Genomic DNA, 19,791 nt, shown 5'->3' with positions numbered 1-19,791 from the left:
TAATAAGTTAAAATATACTCATTTAATAAATCGGTCTATCAGACCAGTAAAAATTTAAACTACTTACTTTTTCTATAATTGTATGAACATCTTCATCTAAAAATTTTGAATAAGGGCTATCCACATAATCCAATCCTGTTTTACTGCAAGTACTCTTATCAATAATATATGCCATAATTGGTGCAATTTTTCCTTCAATTATTTCTGAATAATCTTTTGAATAATTACTAGGGATTTTGAATTGACATATTAAAGAATCATCTTTTTTAATTGGCGTAGGTTCAAATTCATCTTGAATCATTATTCTTTTTATAAATAAAACACCATCAAATTGGGCTATATCCTGTATTAATGGTTTATCTATTATTCCATTAAAGTTAGAATTAATATATTCTCTTTGGTCTTCTAACCATTTTTTAAATTGAATACGGGTTATAGGTATACTTTCAAAACTTTGAAGCCATTCATATAGATTTTCTACATGACCATAACAACTAATTCTCACCTCTTTATCTTCCATATTCCATGATAATGTAAATGATATTACTGAATCCAATTTTCTTTCAATCATTTTAAAAAAAACTGATTTGAGAGCCAAAAGAGTTATTTTAATATCTTCCTCTTCATTTTTCCTATTATGAAATATACAAGGGATATTCCAATATGTATCATTAAAACTTCCTAGTAAAACATCATTTGGGATAAAAAGGTTTCTCCCTAGTCGTTCCAACGCTTTCTTAATCTCAATTATATTTGCTTCAAGAATTGAATGGCTTGTATTACCAAGAGAAACGATATCATATATAGAAACACTATGTGTCTTATTTGCAAAATCTTCATTTTTATTGTGATATGAAACAAGAAGACGAATTCCATCTTTTTCATCAATACTATGTGGCACTAACTTCTCTGTCAAAGTCTTAACTCTTTTACCTTTTTCGTATTGTGATTTTGGTTTATCTATATCAAAGTATTCATAAATGAGAGGATTCCCTTGCATATACTTTGTTATTAAATTTTTCCAATTTTTTAACTCTAGATCACCATCAATTCTAAATAGTTTTTTGTAGTTGCTCCTCCTTCCAAATTCAGTCATATTTTGATCTATTCTGTCAAAGTACAACTCCGAGGTGTAACCTCGAATAGCACCGTCAAAATGGATAAATGTATCTTTGTTTGTATCATATATTGAATGAATGTACCTACATCCAAAAAAATCATCAGTTGTTGGTACATTGTTTTCTTTCAACTCCTCTAATTCAAATTCTTTTAAATTCTTATTGTTCTTCCAATAAAACTCAGTTGAAGAAACTTCAAAATATTGTTTTTCAAAATCATTGCATATATGTTTTGTAAGACCAGGATTAATTTTTGAGATATCATCATTGTATTTTGGACCAAACCAGTACTCAAATTCTAAGGTCTGTAAAAAATCTGGAGCATATCCAATCATGTCCCAATCTATTGCCATTTTAAGGGTTATTTTATTATTATTCTTATGAGTCATAAACTCGTCTAAAAATAAATGATGAAAATTATTCAGCCTGGATAAGGATTTTCTAAAATAACTATGTGAATAGATACAAAGAGGTAATACTTTATGTATGAATACTCCATGGTGTTTATAGGTAAAATCTTTTTCTAAATCTTTAATGTTTATTAGGCCAGCCTTATCTTTTAGATTAACAAGTTTTGAAAAATAAGTTGCTACAATATTATTTTCAAGAATAGCTAGTGTCCCAGCTGATATATATCTGTATTTTTCTGATAATCCTTCTTCCAATATTCTAAAAAGTTCACCATTATTTTTATCAATATCTTCCTTTAGGTGTTTAGAGTGAGTATACTTCTTAAAGTTAAGTATCTGATGCGACTCCTCATTCGTTTCTGGAAATAAAGATAGTCCTAATTGTCTCACTATAGATGGTTCAAAATATAATGCATATGGAATCATACAACCTATAGGCCTGTGCATATCATGCCCTATGTGCATAGGCACGCCTTCAGTTGCTTTCTCCCACATCATATCTTCCATTACGGAAATGGGAATTAAATAACTGTACTTATTTACTCGATCAGAGTTTAATATTGAAAATGATTTTTGCATTAAAAAAAATCTATTTAGTTTTTAGATAAAAAAAATAATACTCCATTATATTCATAAGTAATTAAAGAAGTTAAACTTTGAGTTTTTTTAATTTTTCAAAGTCTATTTCTTTCATAGCGTCATCAATAAACAGTCTTAAGTCTTTCTTAAGTTGACCTACATTTTCTTCAGGGTAGCGGTTCTCAAAATTAGGGTGGTGTAATATTTGGATAATTTTATAGAATTTAAATACTCTATCAACAACTTCCTTAACTTTATAATAAATTTCATCTTGCACATCAATTTGAGGAGTAAACAACTCATCTTTAAAATCAACATACAAACCTTTATTTTTTATATTGTTAAATTCTTGTAATAAATTAACACGGTCAATTGAATTTACAAGAGGCTTAGAAGCTTCAACAATATCAAAGAAACCATTAACAACATTATTCCAAAAGTTAGATTTTGAATTGAACACTTTTGGTTTTTTCTTTCTACCCTCCCAAATAGTTGAAGTTTCATAAATACTAATAGACATCTCTATTAGTTGTGAAATTTGATGTCTAATTCTATGGTCTGAAAAAAACTTTTTAGCATCTTTTAATTTATAAATATTATAATTTTCAGAATGTAAAAAAACTAAAGTAGCTTTAACTACTTCTTCTGAACTTAAAATTAAAAGTGATGTAGCAGAACTAAAAGATTTTCTATTTGAAATTATTACTTCTGCATCTCTTTTTATTCTAATCGCATTTTTATATATACTTCTATGTAAATCTATAGATTCACTTGAAGAAAGGTTTAAAAATCTTTTCATACCTAACTATTCAAATATTTAATTGCATAAGTTTCATTTCTATATACTAAATTATAATGATTTACCAGGTTTCTATTACTATTGTCTAATCTTAAAAATACATTTTTAAAATTTTCATCTGAAAGTGAAATATCTGCAATTAAAAAGGCAATAAACCTATTAATTTTTTTAATGGACATAATTATAGACTCTTCTTCAGAATTAGTATCCCACATTTCTTTGAATTGTAGTATAGAAAGGCTTTGTGTATGTGAGTGCCAGGAAAGATAATTATACATGTTATTATTAACACCATCTCTTATACCTGCTCCTGTTAAAAGCTTATCCCAACTAATTGGATAAAATTTTTCTCCATGAAACATTATTTTCCATTCCTTATTAATTGTTTTAAGAAAGCTCTCTTTTTTTTGTTTAGATAAATTTTTATAGCATTTACTTAATTTAATTTTTTTATCAAAATTTATAATTGCTTTTTGATCTAGCTCAACTACTCTTTTTTCATTATCGGTTTTAGGAGTAACATTTCGTTTATTAATACCATATCTCATCCATATCGCAAACCTACAATCTAAAGTATCTTCAGCTTCTAAAGAATTAGACAAATAGTTTTGGACTAAATAATTTTCAATTAAAGTTCGTTCAATACTGTAAATTGAAAAAGGGTCTAACATTAATATACTGAAATTATTTATAGAAGAACTTAAAGTTACACCTTTAATTAAACTCTTTATTGTAAAACAATGTGCCATAATTTTCTGTGACAATAAATTGATGTAATAGAGTCTCTCATCCTCAAATTGAACATTATTATTTTTAATTCTATCTGAAAAAAGTGAAAGTAGAATATCTAATAAATCGTTAAAATGGGATAGGTGTACTTCAGGAATATCTGCCGTCATTTCTATAAAAAATTTAAAAAAATGATTAGAGTTTTTCATAAGTTTATGGTAGAATTAATTTATGCTTATCACAGAGATCTTTAAAACTCAAAACTTTACCCTAATAAACCTCCCTCTCCTTCATCTTCTTCATTTCCTGGTAATTCCAAAGCTTTTACTGATTGAATGGCATTACCTGCAATTCCTTTAATTGAACCATACATATCAATTGTATTAGTAATAACTTTTTCAATTTGTTTATCACGTTGTTTCCAAATCCGTTGCATAGAACGTTTTTCACTTTCTAAATCGGATTTCATTTGAGTAAAACCTTCTACAATAGCTTCAATTTGCATTCTAAAGGTGTTACTCGTTAGAAAATCATACAGCATATCCATTTTATCACCTTTATTTTCTTGAGTGCTAATTGCATTACTCACTTTTATAATAGACTCTCTTAATACGTTACTTAACCCTTTAAATTCTTCGTAATTACAAATCCAAATACCATCTTTTAAACCTAACCTATCCATATCAGAAGGCATAACCTCTGTAACTAATACACCTATATTTGCGCCTTTATCTCTAATGTCTGCTTTAAATTTTTCAATCCAACTAGGTTGAAAATCTTTTGTACGCTTACTTTCATAATAAATGGTCCCACAATTTTGTTCAGTTCTTGTATGGACTATTTGAAGGCAATCACCACCTCTTGCACCTTTTTTTATTTCTTCAATAGTGTCTAAAGGGAATTGAGCTGCTAACCATTCTTCTATTGCTAATTCCTGAACTTCTCCCTGCATTTGCATAGAACCCTGATCTTGCTTTCGCCTCATCTCTTCAGTCAGCTTTTTTTGAGCTTCTAATTGCATTTGCATTTCTTTGAAACGCAATTCATTCTTGTCCTCTTCAGATTTCTTAATTTTCTCTTTTTCAGCTATAAGAATTTCATTTAGTTTTTTCTGAGCTTCGGCTTCAGCTGCTTCTTTTAATTCGCCTTTTTCACGCTTTAATTTTTCTATTTCGGCTTTGGTTCGGTTAAGCTCTTTAACTTGTTCAGATTTTTCATTTAATTCTTTTTGTAAAGCATCAAATTGTTCTGATTGTTCTTCTTTTAATTTTAATTTGAGACTAGTTTCAATAACTTTCTTTTGTTCTTTGAGTTGAGTGTCTAAACGCTCTTGAAACATTTCATTTTCTTGCTTTTTCTTTTTCTCAAATTCTTCTTTTGCTTTATTTAAGCCCTCAAATTCTACTGTATATTTTTTCTTTTCCTCAGCAATTTGAGATTGGTATTTTTGCTTTATTTCTTCTTCTAATTGATGCGATAAAATATCTTGAACATCTATTGATGTACCACAATTAGGGCATTTTATTTGATTAGAATTATCCATATAGCTAATAGTGTTTAGACCTCTGATTGGCTATATGCTTTATAAATATTTTGATTTGCATATTGACCTTTAGAGCTTGCATTTAATAAGTTATCAAATTCTGATTCAGGAACACCATAATATTCATATGCTCTTCCATTATTAAACTGAATTTTTAATGTTCCATTTTCAGCATTATACCCTATTGCCGCTAAGTTACTTGAATCTACAGGTATCATTTCCATAATATTATTTTATTAGTTTATTTTTCGACTTTTTGTTTTCTCCAATTTGTAATTGCTTTCGAAAATTCTGGATTTTCAACTTCTGTTTTTTTCCATTCTGAGGAAGGGATCGCATCGTTACTATCTGGTCTTGGTTTCATTAAAGGAATTAAAACTCTACTTGGAATTTGTATTGCTTCACCAACGATTATTGCTTCACCTGTTCTTAAAGAGGGTAAAGAATCTGCTAAACCGCTAGAATTATCAGGAATAGAAGAACGAATTATAGATTGGTCATCTGAACTAGAGAGTCTTAATGTAATAAACGTTCCACATTGTGATAAAATTGAAGTATCTAAATCAGAAGGTCTTTGACTAACTATCAAAGCACCAATACCATACTTTCTACCCTCCTTACAAATTCGTCTAACAGCATTACTTGAATAACCCTGAACAAATTGATTGCTACCACCTTTTGGTAAATAAGAATGAGCTTCTTCATAAACCATTAATAATGGTCTTTGCCTTCCTATTCCATCTAAATATCTCCCCCAAAACATTGTTTCAAAAGTTAGTCTTGAAATTAAACCAACAGCCAAATCCATAGTTTCAAATGGTACTCCTCCCAAATCAAGAATAGTGATTGGTTTATCGTGATTAATCCATTCATTAAGTAAATCATCTAAATCTTTTGTGATTCCATCATAAACACCAGTGTTAAATATGAAGTCAATTCTATTATCAAGTAATTTACCCCTTAGTTTATTAAGGTAAGATGAAAATAATTTATTTGTAGTATAAATAAATGGAGGAGAACTTCCAGTTCCAGCAGGTTCAAATTGAGGTAATTCAAGCGTGTCTTTATTCCCTTTTAGCTCCTTACCTTTTTTATCTTTTTTATATGCTACACTTGATAAATCACCTTTTGTATTTACTGTTGCAAAAGTCTCTAAATATAAGTCATATAAAATTTTTTTTAAATCAAAAGGTATGGGTGAATTTACTGTGATTTGATGTTCAGGTATAGCTCCTGATTTTAACTTTTTTGAAACTTCAATTTTTTGTTTAAGTATTTCTTCTTGTATTCGTAAATCTTGAGGCGAATCAATGGCTTGTCTTTTATCAAATAGTATTAATGCAAGTTCATTATAAGATAAACACCAATAAGGGATTTTTAATTTATTTTTACCATCCAGAGAATAAACTTTACTATAATCTTTTAGAGCAGTATGATATTCAGAATGTGGATCTACTAATATAATTTTTGCCTTTGGATAACTACCTGAATTAATAGCTTTTAATAAAGCTGTTACAGTGTTAGATTTTCCAGAGCCAGTTGAACCTACAATGGCACTATGACGTGTAACTAATTTATCAATATCTAATAATGCAGGAATAGATTCAGAACTAGCTATATTTCCTATTTTAATATAGTTGACATCTGAGAGTTCTCCATAGATTTTCGTCAAATCTCTTTCTGATACAAGGTGAGCTTCATCACCAATTGTTGGATATTGACTAATACCCCTTTGAAAATTCCCATTTGTTGTCCCTTCTCCAACAAGTTGAACAGTCATCCATCTGTTTCCGTAGGGCAATTTATCAAATAGATTTTCAGGAACTGCACTTGCTCCGACTTGTGATATTATACCATAAAGTAGAGTAAACCCTATTGGTATTTTTATAAAAGTACCTATTTGTCCAATCCTATAGCCCTGACCATCAACATATACTAATCCAGATAGAGATTCATTTGACAGTAAAACTCTTACACTTGCTCCTTTTACGTCTTCTATTGTACCAAGAAATGTAGCCTTATTTTTCATTAGTTATCATCATTTTCATTACCTACTAACTCTTGTAAAAAGTCACCTAATTTCGCGAAATTTCCAAGCTTTAAATTCCAAGATGTTATTTTACCACTAGAACCATCAGGATTTTCTGTTTCTATTTTTGTTACAACATTTGCAATATTATCTTCTGCTTCAAAATTATCAATAGGTAGCCAATCTCCTTTTTTAGTTCCAATTATAGCTTTATCAAATGCCCAAAGACTAATATTTGGTCTTCTTTTAGCAATTTCTTCTGCTTTCGAATAATCGGATAATTCTCCAAATAATAAAGCAATTACAATTGAAGTAGGATTGGATTTTAATGCATTTAGAATAGCATCATTTATGTGTTCATCATTAAATGAATAACCTGTTGTTATTAAAATAGAGGGCTCTTTTTTAATAGAATTTGTTAAATGGTCGATTAATGCTAAATATGGCATTTTTCTACTCTGGTCATATTTAAGGTGAGAAGGGTATATTAAGTGTGATTCTTGGTCTTGAATATTACTACCCGTACTTCTATGAACTGAGTTTTCTGTTTGATACCAATTTAACGAACCGTGAATTTTCCATAACCTTGTCCAATGAGCAGGAATTGCATTTTCTTCAATTGCTCTCAAATCAAAAAAAGAATTTCTCGCCCCAACAAACCCATCAAAATAAGGAACAAAAGTTTCCTCAAGAGCTTGCTCAATTAAAAGGTCGTAATTAGTAGTGAAGATTTCAATGGGTTTTTCTCTATCTATAGATGCTATCCAAGAAGCAAATTTGTGATATGGAGTAATTTCTTTTGGTAATTTAACATTAATCAAGTTTGCTATTACAGTACAAATTTCTTTTTCAATGTTGACTAGCTCTGTTTGTGAAAAACCTCTCACAGAGCCACCAATTGAAACATCTTTTAATGAACGAGCAAAACTTAATACTAACTCAATATTTTCGTAATCTTTATCTTCTTTTTTTACTATTTCGATAAATTCAGAATATTTCAAATCTAATTTTTCAGGGCCCAATAACTCTGCATTTACTTTTTGACTCAATTCTTTTATTGCAGGAATCAATGGCCATTTACCTACAGGCATGCTAACTCCTAAAGGACAGCCAGCTGAAATAAAAAAGGACAGCGGTTTTTTATCATTTGATAGAGTTTGGCTTAAAAATCTTATCTGTTTTATTGGGTCATGTGTCATATCATTTTATTTAAATTTCGATTATAAACTATTTCAGTCAAACAGATTTTTTACATGATTCATAATATAACCATTTAAACCACTCCCTTGCATTGCTAATTGTTTCATGTTTTCAACATGATATTTCCCAGCCTTATTTGTGCTATACGTATAACTTCGAGAACCTCCTTTAAACCAAACATGAATTAAATGCTCTTCTATTTGATAATCAGTAATACTTGAATTTCCATCTAAATTTTTATATTTTTTCATAGTTTTTATTTTTAGCTATTTTCCACAATTCCAATCTCCTCCTCACTCAACCCATACAACTCATAAACCATTGCATCAATCTCTGCATCTGTTTTATCAATCTCTGCTTTTAAGGTTTGTGCTTCTTCCTTTTTGGTTTCAAAAACATCCATCCAATCTATTTCTTTAATTTTACTAAGCGGTGTTCCTCCACCCTTTTTTATTACTTTATTGAGTTCTTTGATAAAATCTCCAAATTCTAACTTGTACCAAGAAGCTATTGAAATATTAACAGGGAAAGAGGAGTCTAAAAAGACTTCAAAGTTAGAAACTACTTTGTATAATGACTTGCTACAAGTTGATAATTTACCAATACTTGATAATATCAATTTATATTTTAGTAAATCGCCTTCATCCTTAAAGTCTATTACCTTAATAGGTAAATCAGAAATTTTTGAAGTACTAAGTTGATTAAATTGACCATTCTTTATAATAAATTTTATTAGAGAACTATTTAAGAGAGAATTTACATAAGCTACAAAATCATTGACACCAGTATCATTCGACATTGAGTTTAAGTATTCCGAATCTAATTTTGGATAAATGAAATTTTGCCCTCCAGCACCACCTCCTGATGAATATAAATCAGAATCTGAAAAAGTAAACACATCCATATTTTTAGTGTTAACGACTATTTTATATGAATCAAAAGGCACACTGGCTCTTTCATATAGTGGTAAATACCATTGTTTTCTTTTCATTATTTTTTGAACAGCTCCAGCTGAACTGTAATATTGTTTTATTTCTTCTATTGAAAAATTTAAAAATTCATCAAGTGTGATTTTTTTATCTGTAATAGTTGAGCGATTTAGAAGTATTCTATCAAATTGAAGTAAATAACTTTTAATATTATCTGTCATTTCAAAACTGCCAACATATATTATAAATTGATCTGTTTTGGTAACAGACCATTTTTCAAGATTTTCTGGTTTGTAATATGGTTTTATTAAGCTTATATCCTCATTATTTAAAGCAACCCAACAATCATTTATCTTTAATGATATTTGATTGTTATTATGTTTTATGTCTATTCCTTCATTTAGAATAAAAATTCCTCTTCCAACTAAAGAGTCTAAAGCTAAATCATTAATAATATGTTTTTTAGAAACTTTGTCACAACCAGTAACTATCCCTTGTGATACATTGAATATTGAGCCTAAATTTATTATATTTTCGGTCAATTCAACTTTGAATGAATTGAAGTCCCAAGGTTTATATTCTTCGGATTTTAATGTTTTAACATCAATTAACCTCCTTTTCTCTAAATTAAATAATTCATCATAAATTCTATTCCTATCTATTATTTTCGAAAATTTAAATTTATAATTTAAATTTTGAGTCTTTTTTTGAGTTAAGATAACACTTGTAGTACCAGCGTCTGCAAATACTTTAAGGTCATTAAAATCTATAATTTCAATAATCTGACTATTACAAATGATTGTTTCTCTAACTTTATTTGACCAATCTGCATTGGTAAACTCTCTTGGAATAATTAAACTTTGTATTCCATTTAATTTCAATAAATCAATACCGTGTTTAATGAAAAAATAGTAAGTGTTTGACCTTCTTCTATAAAACCCTTTCCATTTAGGAATTTTTTTAAGAGCTTCAAAAATTTCAGAATGCCCTTTTTCACCAACATAGGGCGGATTTCCAATTATCATATCAAAACCACCTTTTTCAAAAATGGGTGCAAATTCTTCTTCCCATTTAAAAGCTTTGTCGCCTGCAACTGCTTTGCTATCAATTAAAGAATTACCACATTTAATATTATCACTTAAATTATTCAGTTTTCGTCTGGGCTGTGCGGTGCGTAACCATAAAGAAAGTTTGGCAATTTCAATAGATTCTTCATTTAGGTCAACGCCAAAAATGTTGTTTTCCAAAACGGTATTTTCAATGTTTGGAAACACAAAACCACCTCCTAATAAATTGGTTTGTAATTCATCTATGTAACCGTGTTCTTTTATTAAATAATCTAATGCTTGATTTAAGAAAGCACCAGAGCCACAAGCGGGGTCAAGTATTGTTAATTGCAACAACCACTCTCTATACATCTCCAAAGCTGCTAAAAGCTTCTTTTTCGTTTCCTTTTGACGTTTTGGTCGATACTCATCTTCTACTATCTTTAATTCTTCTTTTTTGTTATTACAAAGCTCACCAACTGTATTTTCAACTATGTATTTGGTAATGTACTTTGGTGTATAGAAAACTCCATCTTTCTTTCGTTTGGTTTTTTGCTTATCAAAATCAGTTCCTTCAATTTCAGCATTTACGCTTTCAATCTCATTTAATGAATTTTCAAAAATATGCCCGAGTATATTAACATCAACCTGACTATCAAAATCGTAATGCGAAAGCTCCTTAGTGTGTTTAAATAATAGGTCATCACTAATTACCAAACTATCTAAAATAGCATCGGGTTTAAACAAACCGCCGTTGTAGGCAAATATTTCAGCACCTCTATCTGTTCCCTTCCTACCAGTATCTAAATAATTAAAATACAGTTTATACCTATTGTATAAAGGTGCATAAGCATCTAAATCTTTTAACTTATCCCATTGTTCCAATATCTTTAACGTAGAATTTGGAGGTAATAAGCCTCTATCTTCTGCAAAAAAGATGAACAGAAAACGGTCAATCAGTTTTTGCGATTTCTTAAAAAGATGGTGTTTAATGTTTTTGTTTGCTCTTTCAGAATCTTCATTGTTCAATTCAGTGCGAAAAACTTCGTTTTTTATATTGAGTTTTACCAAGTCACGAAATAGCTCACGCTTAAACAACGAGTAATCAGCATAAAACTTTTTGGTAATCTTCTCTTCCTCCTGTATCGAAGCTTCTTTTATTTTAAGTGGAACATTATTAAGCAGATTGTCTTTTGCTAAACATAAATATAACAGTTCAAAATGCTCTTGATTAATGGTAAACAAGTCGAACTCTTCAAATTCAACAGCATTGTTAATGTAAAAACGTACTTTCTCAAAATTGGAAGTAATTACATACACACAACCCGTTTGATTGGCTTTGTAATCAAATGCTTGTTGACGTACTTTTTCTAAATCTTTGGTTTTAGTACTTTTCAATTCTATAACACCTAAAGCATTTCCGTCTTTTAAAATAGCACCATCAGCTTTCTTTGCTCCTTTTTCATTTTTTAACTCAGTAGTTAAATTAAACTTAGGATTTGGAGCTAACGTATAATCCAATACATTTACAAACAACTCAATAAGAAACCCCTCTTGAAATTGCTCTTCTTTTCGTTCTCTAATATTTTGTTGAATTGTAGAATTATGAAAGTATTTGGAAAACTTCTTATAGGCTTTAGCTACAACATCTCTATCCTGTTGCTTTAGGTATTTATTGAGTACCGATTTTTGATATAATGCCATTAATCTTTTTTCTTCTTTAGCAATTATGAATAGAGCCTACTAAATCTAGTATAATCTATAAAATTAAGCAATAAAGTTACAAAACCTTTTTATATAATTATAGAAATCTAGATTTCTATAATTATATTTTTTTTACTACAAGTTTTTACCCAGATTGTTAAAGAATCGTTGAATTCCTTCTCTCATTGATATTGGTAACCTTGAAAGTGGCTTTTGAGTAGGAGGTGTGTATAAATTACTGGTAGGGATTAGCGTTAAATATAAATTATTATAAGCTCTTTCCCATTGTGCAAATGTATATTCAACTCCCGGCTCTATAACAATTCGTTCGTTAAAGGTGACTAGACCTGAATACAATGGGCTATCAGGAGTTTTTTTATATTCATTGATGGTAAGTTTAAATTTTATTTCATTTGTTTCTTTATCTATTACAACAGAACTTTCAGAGTTCTCTTTTATAAAATAAATTTCATCTTTATGTTGCAATAGCTTTTCTAAATATTCATAATTTGTAATGTAATTATCCCATGAGTTTCTTTTAAGGAAAAGAAGATTCTGCTTTTCTATGTTTTCTAAAGCTTTGATAAATGTAATAAACTGGGATTGTCCAAGTTTACTACCGTAAAACTTTTTAAGTTGATTAAAATCCATTTCTAAACTATGACCTAATAGAATTTTTTCAAAATTTGAAAGATTTTTCCAATTTTTATTATCTATTGCTTTATCGAAGTCCAACCTCAATTCTCTACGTTTCTTTTCTTGCTCAAGTTGTATTTGTTCTCTTTTTAAATTTTCACAATGTAGACACTCATATGTACTATAATCACTATGTAAAGAGGATGTTTTTGTTAAAAAATTTGTTTGACTTTTTGAATCTTGTTTTTCATAAGAGTTACATTTTTGGCAATGTATAAAAAAACTAAGGGTAGAATTTTGACTAATTAATTTGTTTAATTCCGTTTGATCTAGATTAAATGAAGTTTTAATAAGTCTAGGTTTTGTTTCAAACCTAAAATCTTCATTTAATTTCCAATAAGTAGAAATTAGTTGTAAATTTTCTTCAGAACAATTTTCTGAAAGTTGAAGTTGCACATTAGCGATTTTTTGATTTTCCATGATATAAATTAAATAAAAAAAGCGTGGAACCCTAACTTACGAAATCAAAGGTATCGCCAAACACCCATCCACCACAAGAAAGAGCCCACGCCTAAGCGTGGGCGTCTTAACTTCGAAATAGGTGGATTTAAAAAATTGGCGATTTTTTGATCCCAAATCAAAAGCTAAACGCTTTATATGTTATAGAGTTAAACTCTGTATTTTTCAGTTTGCAAGTTAATCATTTATTTTTTTCGTTTTAATGCATTTGTTCTAAAAGCTAAAGAAAACCTAAAATATTATTTTAGAGAGATAGAAATAGCTTCGTTGATTAATTGTTTAATACTAGTATTACTATTAATAGCTTTTAATTTTAATTTTTTCAAAAGCTCTTTCTCAATATAAAATGAAAACTGGGTTTCATCAGTAGTTTTTGAGCTTACTGAAACCACTTTTTGAATAGCCTTACTATTATTAGTAGCCTTCGCTTTTTTGATGAGTTCATTAATACTTGGTTTTTCCATATTTATATAATTATAGATTTATAGAATTGTATTTTTATATAAGTAGTGTTGTTAAAATTTCTTTTGTGAGGTTGTCTAGTTGATTTTGAGCATTTCTATCATTTTTTATCCCTTTTACTAAGACAGAGCGTGTAAAAGAAACCAAATCACTAATATGTGTGTTCGCAATTTTTATATTGTATTCTTCTAACCCCATTAATATATCCATTGTTAAAGTTGTATTCACCTTAATCATATTAAAAACTACCATAGCTTGTTCAATTTTATTTTCAAATTTAATTATATTAATAGTGCTTTCAATAGCTAGTAGATCTAAAATTCCAGCCTTCGTTGGAATTAGAATTAAATCTGCAATCTGAATTAGTTTTGGTAAATGGTTTGATAAGTACGGAGGTGTGTCAATAAATATAAAATTATATTCTAAATCATTTATTAAATCAATAGAATCTTGATATGGAATAATATCAAAATCATCTGTCATCTCTTTAAGTCTTGATAGACTTCCTTGCAAGTCAAAATCCAATACAGCTACCGTAGCATTTTTACATAAATTTTGAGCTAAATTAAAAGTTAAAGTACTTTTACCTACACCGCCTTTTTGATGTGTTATTAATATAATTTTTCCCATTTTATTGTTTTTTATCCCAAGTTTGATATTTTTTTAATGAAGCAGGTTCTTCTTTGAAGAATTCACGTATATGATCTTTGAAGTACTCCATTCCTTCTTGAAAAGCAACCTTTTCTATTTCTTTTATTTTTTGATACTGATAAAAACTAAAAGAAATATTTAAAATAATAATGATGAAAAATGAGATAAATGAAACTGCCACCCACTTGGGAATACTGACAGTTTTTTTTAGGTCATTTTGTAAGCCTATTAAAATCCCGTGTTGCTCCTGGTAATTCTTTTGCATAATTTCTAAATTATATTTGAAAGCATCATTAATTGGAGATATATCAGGTGTGAACTTGATATTTTGAAATTCTTGTCTTTCTTTTTGAAGTTTATCAACAGATTTATTGAATGCTTCAATTTCAGTGACTAATAATTCTGTTATTTCATCGATTTTTGCCATGTTACATACTGTGGGTTATACTATTTTTAATTATTTTTTTTGCTAGTGAAAGAATAATTTTACTAGCGATATTTATTGGAAGAGAAACAATTTTACCAGAAAGTTGAATTCCTGATTTTAATTGATAATTTCTCTTGAAATTTTGTTTGAATTGAAGTTTAGGAGCAACTTTATTGATAGATAGTTCACGATGAACTTCACTTCCTTTTAGATTAACATTTTGATATTTATATCTAAAACCTTGAAGCTGGTTAGATTTACTAATAACAGGTACAACTTCAATACCTGATTTTTTCATTTTATCAACATAGTCTTGAAAACTAGTTGGTTTCAAATTAGTTAAACAAAATTCGTGTTTTTGTTTAATATCATTTCTAATAGATTTGATACTTTCAAGCTTTTGTTCTTGAACTTGTTTAACGGTTTGTAGTTTTAATTTTATTGCAACTCGTTCGGCTGCTTTTTGAGATCTTTTGCCAATAAAATTATCTTTATAAGCTACCCCATTAAAATCAATTCGATTCACATAAAGATGAATGTGTTTGTGATCTTTGTCATTATGTACAAAAGCTATAGCTTGCCTATCTCCTAGATTTAAATCTTTGATAAATTCATCTGTTATTCTAGCAAGTCCATTAATATCTAATTTTTGACCATCTTCAGCTGTTGGACTTAATACAAAACTGAATGTATTTCTTTCACAATTTATATTTTGAGATTGTATCATTTTAAATTCACAGGTAATCCCATTTGGGGTTTCTCCAATTAAATTTTGCTTATAAATAATTTTAGCATCCTTCTCCTGATTCCATCCGTATTCTATTGAAGCTTTTGTATGTGAAATTGCTTTTCCTTTTCCAATCATTTTTTAAAATTGTTTAAATGATTTTTTATTTCATCAGCTAATTTGTAAACTTCAGCACTTAAGTTTGGGTTTTTCTTTTTAAACATATTTCCAATACTTTTAAAATTATTATGATAGGTAATTAACATCTTATAAACTTCAATTTGTTCATCTGTTAATCGTTCAATTATTTTAATATCAAATGCTGCTTTTCTGCAAAATTCACTCATTGTTATCCCTGCTTTTTTAGCCCTTACTTTTAATAGCTTTTTTTCAAATAAAGTACATCTGAATTCTACTTTATGTTTCTTCATAATAATTTTTTTCTTTTGCGACCAATGGGAGAAAAAGCAAGATATGTCCTGACAAGGACACATCTTGAAACCCTTAACTACCGACTATTTTTGTGACACATTAAATATTCATTCAAATCTTTATAATTTGTGTATTTATAACTACGATCTATAAATTGATTTTTACAATTTTGTTTTATTATTTCTGTAGCTTTTATTCCTGAGTTATCATTATCCAGATAACATTTTACGGTTTCATATTCATTTAAATATTCTAGCGCATATTTAACGAGTGCAGTAGAATTTAAAATGATGTAATTTTCATTTTCTTGCATATTTTTATTAATTGTTAAATAGGAGAGAAAATCAGAAAATGACTCAAATAAGCAAACCGTATCAGAACTATTATTGATTGTTGTAATTGTTTTTTTGTATAAGCAACCTTTAAAAATGGAGCTTCTAATTTCCCATCCACCATTATCATTAATAAATCCAATCCCATAATATTCTTTGTGATTTTTAAATCTATAATGGACCTGGAAGCAATATTTTTTTGCCAGTTCAATATTAATTTTACGTTCCATTAAGTATTTAATTAAGTTAGGGTTCGTTAATTCAGTAACTTTAGTTATTGAATAATTTTGTTCATTTACTGGAGCAATTATTTTTGGTTGCTGGTGAAAAGAAAAAGTATTATTATCAAGTATTGTTAAAGCTTCTTTTATAGAGCAATTATTAAATTTCATTACAAAATCAATAATAGTACCGCCTAAACCTAGACCAAAATCGTACCAGATATTTTTATCCAAATTAACCTTAAAAGAAGGTGTTTTTTCAACTCGAAATGGTGATGAAAACCAAGCTTCATTTTTAATTTCTTTTTTTGGTTTAAAACAGTTCTTTTTTAAGTAAGAATAGAGGTCTATTTTTTTTGCTTGTTGACAGTTTATTTTGTTATTTTTCATAGAAAAGGTGAAACGTTAAAAATTTTCAAAAAAAATGATGAATTGATGACGAATGTGCGATGCGACCTTTAATGGTATACTCTAGGTTTAGTCATCGTTTTGTCATCGATTCATCATTCTTGATTTTATGAGACTTAATTCTGTCATCGTTTTTAAAAGTGATGACAAAATGATGACAAAACGATGACAAGCTCTATCCCTTATAATTACTAAGTTTATTAATAGTTATTAAGGGTCTGTCATCAATTCATCAAAATTTTTGAGTAAAAAAGTATTTGTTATTGTAAAATACCTTCCTTTGGAGTCTGTTTTTATGATTTCGCCATCATTTAAAATGATGAATTTTTCATACTGAAGAGAGTTCGCTTTATTACTTAGTTTCCAGTCTTTTTTTATTAACTTTCTAAGTTGAGTTAAATCAGTTTTAACCCTGGTTTTATTTAGTGCATTTAAAATATCCATGGGAACAAATGATACTTCATCCCAATCAAATTTTTCCATTACATTAAAAAGCAAATGAGCTAATTCTTTTTCTACTCGGTTTCTATTGTTATTTACAAGCTTTTTTAAAGCTGGAGTATAAATTTCTTTTGGTGTGAACCACATTCTTGTTTTTCTTTCACTAGCAAAAGACCTTTGTAAAGTAAACTGTAAGAATGCTGGAATTTCATTTTTAAGCTTGTCTAAGAAATTAACATCTTCCATTTTTATTCTAGGAACTTTTATAACCCAAAAGCGAATTTCATCTGCATCAATTTTTATAAATGAATCTTCTTTGTTAGAACACATAATAAATTTTCCGAAAAAATCAACTTCAAAACGCTCCTTTCCTTTAGCTTCTATTTTATTTTTGTTTGAAGTAGATAGGTATTTTATTTTTTCGGTAACTTCTTCTTTCTGAAAGAAAGCTTCATCCATTCCAAGTATTAATTTATTTCCCCAATCTAAATTGAAATTACTATTCATTGAATGACTATCTAAATAAGTCATATTGTGTCCAAAGACTTCCTTTAGATACTTTAGAAATGAGCTTTTTCCAGTAGATCTTTCTTTAGAGACAAAACAAAGAACAGGTAATGGTTGACTTGGTAATTCATATAATAATTTGAAATAGTCTAAACCTAATTCTATCTGTTTTCCAAAGATGTGATTAAAGAATTGCATCGTATACTTAATTGATCCTTGCTTGGGCTTATGGTTGAGCTCTGAATATGTATTGTAAAACCCGTGAATTTCTTTAGTAAAATTGAGATGATTAGGAAAACAGATACTTCCATCATATTTTGGTATTTGATGTACTATTTTACCGCCGTGATCTCTGATAATTGTTTTTAAATCCCATTTTAACAATGTTTCATTGAATTGACCGAATAAATTGGGAACTTGTACAATTTTTGAATAGGATGTACCAATTCTTAAATAAGGTATCTCACTCATTTTATTTAAAATTTATCGTACATTTGTCTTGTACGGTTGTTAGTAACTGTATTTTAAAAACTAAAAAGCATAGTAGTTGGAGCTACTATGCTTTTCTTTTGTATTTGAAGTTTTTTAATGACTGATCTTCATTAAAAAGTTGAAAATGATGTATAAGTTTTTTTCGCGGGCCGAATTCTTCAGCTTCAATAAATCCAGCATTAACGTAATTACGGATGCTTTGATAATCTACATGCAGCAAATCTGCTACTTGATGATAGGTGTAATACTTATTAGTATAGTCTTCTCTAGGTTTGTTTTTTAATTCAAGTAGTAGCTTTTTTACTTCAGCCATTTCATTAACTAAAAATTCGTAAGGATTGTGTATTGCTCTCATAATTACAGTTTTATGTCTTAATACTGCAAATATAAATGCTTAGTTATATGAGAATTAATTCAGAATTAATTCTTTATTAAAAATTCTTGACATAAAGGATAGTAGGAAAATACATTTTCAGATAATAGTTCATTAAACAGAACTTTATTTTCCTTTAAAACTAAATCTTTTTGCTCAAATTTTATTTTAGGATAATGATTTTTGATAGAGCCAGGTAAAACATCTTCTATTAAACCTACTTTTTCTAAAAAGTCTTTTTGATTTTTATATTTCTTAGTTTCAAGTCTTTCTTCAGGATAGAATTGTTGAATCAAGTAATACTTTAAAGCAATTTTTTTTATTGAATTATCATTTGGGCCTGGTTTAATAATAAGCCTGTTATTACTTGATTCTTTTTTATTAATCGACTCAATTATTTGAATCGAATAGTTTTTTTCAATAAATAAAAAGATTATTTCAATATTGAGATAAAAACTTCTTCTCCAATTATTAACAACATTTTGTGCAAACAAAGTGTTGTTTTGATTTGTTGAGTTAGTAATATATAATGTATTTTTTTCTTTTAACCTTTTATAGTAATCATCTATGATTAAGTGAGAAAGAGATTTAAATTCATTATAAGATTTTGATTTGCATCTAACATCAATTAAATCTTCTATGAATGGAAATCTAATAATTAAGCTGTTAAATTTAATTGTAAACTCATTGTTAATCCTCAAATCATTTTTTGAAAATATTATCTGACTGTATGTTTTGTCAAAATTTTTATAAAAATATAATTTACTTGAAGGAACAAATTGACTAGTATAATAATTTCCAAAATTTGATAATGTGTTTTTTACTTTTTCTAGAATCATTTTTTATATCTTTTACATATTATAAGATATAAAAATAGTAAATTTGTTTGATACAACAATATAAAATAGGTTTGGATAAATTACCAACTCATTTACGAGCTCACAATAAAAAACCCTTATAAAATAAGGGCTTAGAAGGTGTAATAGTGGAGACGCCGGGAATCGAACCCGGGTCCAAACAAGCAACCAAAGTAGTTTCTACATGCTTAGTTTTCTTTTAATTTTCGACTAAAAGCGT

At 28.3% G+C, this 19,791-nt stretch carries 19 protein-coding genes and 1 other RNA gene; all 20 read right to left on the bottom strand.

The window, feature by feature from the left end; all coding sequences use genetic code 11:
- Window positions 1-22: 22 nt before the first annotated feature.
- A complete protein-coding gene (locus QM495_RS06330) occupies window positions 23-2,107 on the bottom strand; it encodes a hypothetical protein (RefSeq protein ID WP_408671269.1) in 2,085 nt (694 codons plus the stop codon).
- Window positions 2,108-2,177: 70 nt separating this feature from the next.
- Window positions 2,178-2,906 (bottom strand): AbiV family abortive infection protein, encoded by a 729-nt coding sequence (locus tag QM495_RS06325; protein ID WP_408671268.1) that lies wholly within the window; start codon window positions 2,904-2,906, stop codon window positions 2,178-2,180.
- Window positions 2,907-2,908: 2 nt separating this feature from the next.
- Entirely contained in the window at window positions 2,909-3,844 is a 936-nt protein-coding gene (locus QM495_RS06320) for a hypothetical protein (RefSeq protein WP_408671267.1), read from the bottom strand.
- 56 nt (window positions 3,845-3,900) lie between these two features.
- Window positions 3,901-5,178 carry a DUF2130 domain-containing protein gene (locus tag QM495_RS06315; protein ID WP_408671266.1) on the bottom strand — a complete coding sequence of 426 codons (1,278 nt, stop codon included), beginning with the start codon at window positions 5,176-5,178 and terminating at the stop codon, window positions 3,901-3,903.
- Between the two features lie 14 nt (window positions 5,179-5,192).
- Entirely contained in the window at window positions 5,193-5,402 is a 210-nt protein-coding gene (locus QM495_RS06310; RefSeq protein ID WP_408671265.1) for a KTSC domain-containing protein, read from the bottom strand.
- A 17-nt stretch (window positions 5,403-5,419) separates the two neighbouring features.
- Window positions 5,420-7,207, bottom strand: a complete 1,788-nt coding sequence (locus QM495_RS06305; protein WP_408671264.1) for an ATP-binding protein — start codon at window positions 7,205-7,207, stop codon at window positions 5,420-5,422.
- Window positions 7,207-8,406 (bottom strand): SIR2 family protein, encoded by a 1,200-nt coding sequence (locus QM495_RS06300; protein ID WP_408671263.1) that lies wholly within the window; start codon window positions 8,404-8,406, stop codon window positions 7,207-7,209. Before QM495_RS06300 ends, QM495_RS06305 begins: the two co-directional genes overlap by 1 nt.
- Window positions 8,407-8,439: 33 nt before the next feature.
- Complete coding sequence (locus tag QM495_RS06295; RefSeq protein ID WP_408671262.1) at window positions 8,440-8,658, bottom strand: hypothetical protein; 219 nt, start codon at window positions 8,656-8,658, stop codon at window positions 8,440-8,442.
- An 11-nt stretch (window positions 8,659-8,669) separates the two neighbouring features.
- Window positions 8,670-12,086 carry an Eco57I restriction-modification methylase domain-containing protein gene (locus tag QM495_RS06290; RefSeq protein ID WP_408671261.1) on the bottom strand — a complete coding sequence of 1,139 codons (3,417 nt, stop codon included), beginning with the start codon at window positions 12,084-12,086 and terminating at the stop codon, window positions 8,670-8,672.
- Window positions 12,087-12,221: 135 nt separating this feature from the next.
- Window positions 12,222-13,202: a hypothetical protein gene (locus QM495_RS06285; RefSeq protein ID WP_408671260.1), complete on the bottom strand. Its 981-nt coding sequence runs from the start codon at window positions 13,200-13,202 to the stop codon at window positions 12,222-12,224.
- A gap of 278 nt (window positions 13,203-13,480) precedes the next feature.
- Window positions 13,481-13,705, bottom strand: coding sequence for a hypothetical protein (locus QM495_RS06280; protein WP_408671259.1), 225 nt, complete (start codon window positions 13,703-13,705; stop codon window positions 13,481-13,483).
- 34 nt (window positions 13,706-13,739) lie between these two features.
- Complete coding sequence (locus QM495_RS06275) at window positions 13,740-14,333, bottom strand: AAA family ATPase (RefSeq protein ID WP_408671258.1); 594 nt, start codon at window positions 14,331-14,333, stop codon at window positions 13,740-13,742.
- A 1-nt stretch (window position 14,334) separates the two neighbouring features.
- Window positions 14,335-14,781, bottom strand: coding sequence for a DUF6730 family protein (locus QM495_RS06270; RefSeq protein WP_408671257.1), 447 nt, complete (start codon window positions 14,779-14,781; stop codon window positions 14,335-14,337).
- 1 nt (window position 14,782) lies between these two features.
- Complete coding sequence (locus tag QM495_RS06265; RefSeq protein WP_408671256.1) at window positions 14,783-15,646, bottom strand: relaxase/mobilization nuclease domain-containing protein; 864 nt, start codon at window positions 15,644-15,646, stop codon at window positions 14,783-14,785.
- A complete protein-coding gene (gene mbpA / locus QM495_RS06260; RefSeq protein ID WP_408671255.1) occupies window positions 15,643-15,939 on the bottom strand; it encodes a mobilization protein MbpA in 297 nt (98 codons plus the stop codon). Before mbpA ends, QM495_RS06265 begins: the two co-directional genes overlap by 4 nt.
- 77 nt (window positions 15,940-16,016) lie before the next feature.
- Complete coding sequence (locus QM495_RS06255) at window positions 16,017-16,883, bottom strand: toprim domain-containing protein (RefSeq protein ID WP_408671254.1); 867 nt, start codon at window positions 16,881-16,883, stop codon at window positions 16,017-16,019.
- Window positions 16,884-17,111: 228 nt separating this feature from the next.
- Window positions 17,112-18,320 (bottom strand): primase-helicase family protein, encoded by a 1,209-nt coding sequence (locus tag QM495_RS06250; protein WP_408671253.1) that lies wholly within the window; start codon window positions 18,318-18,320, stop codon window positions 17,112-17,114.
- A gap of 85 nt (window positions 18,321-18,405) precedes the next feature.
- Window positions 18,406-18,696 (bottom strand): hypothetical protein, encoded by a 291-nt coding sequence (locus QM495_RS06245; RefSeq protein ID WP_408671252.1) that lies wholly within the window; start codon window positions 18,694-18,696, stop codon window positions 18,406-18,408.
- 65 nt (window positions 18,697-18,761) lie between these two features.
- The gene (locus tag QM495_RS06240; protein WP_408671251.1) at window positions 18,762-19,553 is read right to left on the bottom strand and encodes a hypothetical protein; all 792 of its coding nucleotides are present in this window, start codon (window positions 19,551-19,553) and stop codon (window positions 18,762-18,764) included.
- Window positions 19,554-19,697: 144 nt separating this feature from the next.
- Window positions 19,698-19,791: a transfer-messenger RNA gene (gene ssrA / locus QM495_RS06235) on the bottom strand; the annotation flags it as partial.

It is taken from the genome of Lutibacter sp., assembly GCF_046055765.1.
Taxonomy (GTDB): Bacteria; Bacteroidota; Bacteroidia; order Flavobacteriales; family Flavobacteriaceae; genus Lutibacter.
The sequence above is the reverse complement of the archived record's forward strand: the minus strand, read 5'-3'. Positions and strand labels throughout refer to the sequence as shown.

Coding starts and splice junctions, on each gene's coding strand:
- QM495_RS06255 (WP_408671254.1), bottom strand. CDS start 16,883: ATGAAAAATAACAAAATAAACTGTCAACAAGCAAAAAAAATAGACCTC.
- QM495_RS06310 (WP_408671265.1), bottom strand. CDS start 5,402: ATGGAAATGATACCTGTAGATTCAAGTAACTTAGCGGCAATAGGGTAT.
- QM495_RS06330 (WP_408671269.1), bottom strand. CDS start 2,107: ATGCAAAAATCATTTTCAATATTAAACTCTGATCGAGTAAATAAGTAC.
- QM495_RS06325 (WP_408671268.1), bottom strand. CDS start 2,906: ATGAAAAGATTTTTAAACCTTTCTTCAAGTGAATCTATAGATTTACAT.
- QM495_RS06295 (WP_408671262.1), bottom strand. CDS start 8,658: ATGAAAAAATATAAAAATTTAGATGGAAATTCAAGTATTACTGATTAT.
- QM495_RS06245 (WP_408671252.1), bottom strand. CDS start 18,696: ATGAGAGCAATACACAATCCTTACGAATTTTTAGTTAATGAAATGGCT.
- QM495_RS06250 (WP_408671253.1), bottom strand. CDS start 18,320: ATGAGTGAGATACCTTATTTAAGAATTGGTACATCCTATTCAAAAATT.
- QM495_RS06300 (WP_408671263.1), bottom strand. CDS start 8,406: ATGACACATGACCCAATAAAACAGATAAGATTTTTAAGCCAAACTCTA.
- QM495_RS06290 (WP_408671261.1), bottom strand. CDS start 12,086: ATGGCATTATATCAAAAATCGGTACTCAATAAATACCTAAAGCAACAG.
- QM495_RS06265 (WP_408671256.1), bottom strand. CDS start 15,646: ATGATTGGAAAAGGAAAAGCAATTTCACATACAAAAGCTTCAATAGAA.
- QM495_RS06320 (WP_408671267.1), bottom strand. CDS start 3,844: ATGAAAAACTCTAATCATTTTTTTAAATTTTTTATAGAAATGACGGCA.
- QM495_RS06280 (WP_408671259.1), bottom strand. CDS start 13,705: ATGGAAAAACCAAGTATTAATGAACTCATCAAAAAAGCGAAGGCTACT.
- QM495_RS06315 (WP_408671266.1), bottom strand. CDS start 5,178: ATGGATAATTCTAATCAAATAAAATGCCCTAATTGTGGTACATCAATA.
- QM495_RS06305 (WP_408671264.1), bottom strand. CDS start 7,207: ATGAAAAATAAGGCTACATTTCTTGGTACAATAGAAGACGTAAAAGGA.
- QM495_RS06240 (WP_408671251.1), bottom strand. CDS start 19,553: ATGATTCTAGAAAAAGTAAAAAACACATTATCAAATTTTGGAAATTAT.
- QM495_RS06270 (WP_408671257.1), bottom strand. CDS start 14,781: ATGGCAAAAATCGATGAAATAACAGAATTATTAGTCACTGAAATTGAA.
- QM495_RS06285 (WP_408671260.1), bottom strand. CDS start 13,202: ATGGAAAATCAAAAAATCGCTAATGTGCAACTTCAACTTTCAGAAAAT.
- mbpA (WP_408671255.1), bottom strand. CDS start 15,939: ATGAAGAAACATAAAGTAGAATTCAGATGTACTTTATTTGAAAAAAAG.
- QM495_RS06275 (WP_408671258.1), bottom strand. CDS start 14,333: ATGGGAAAAATTATATTAATAACACATCAAAAAGGCGGTGTAGGTAAA.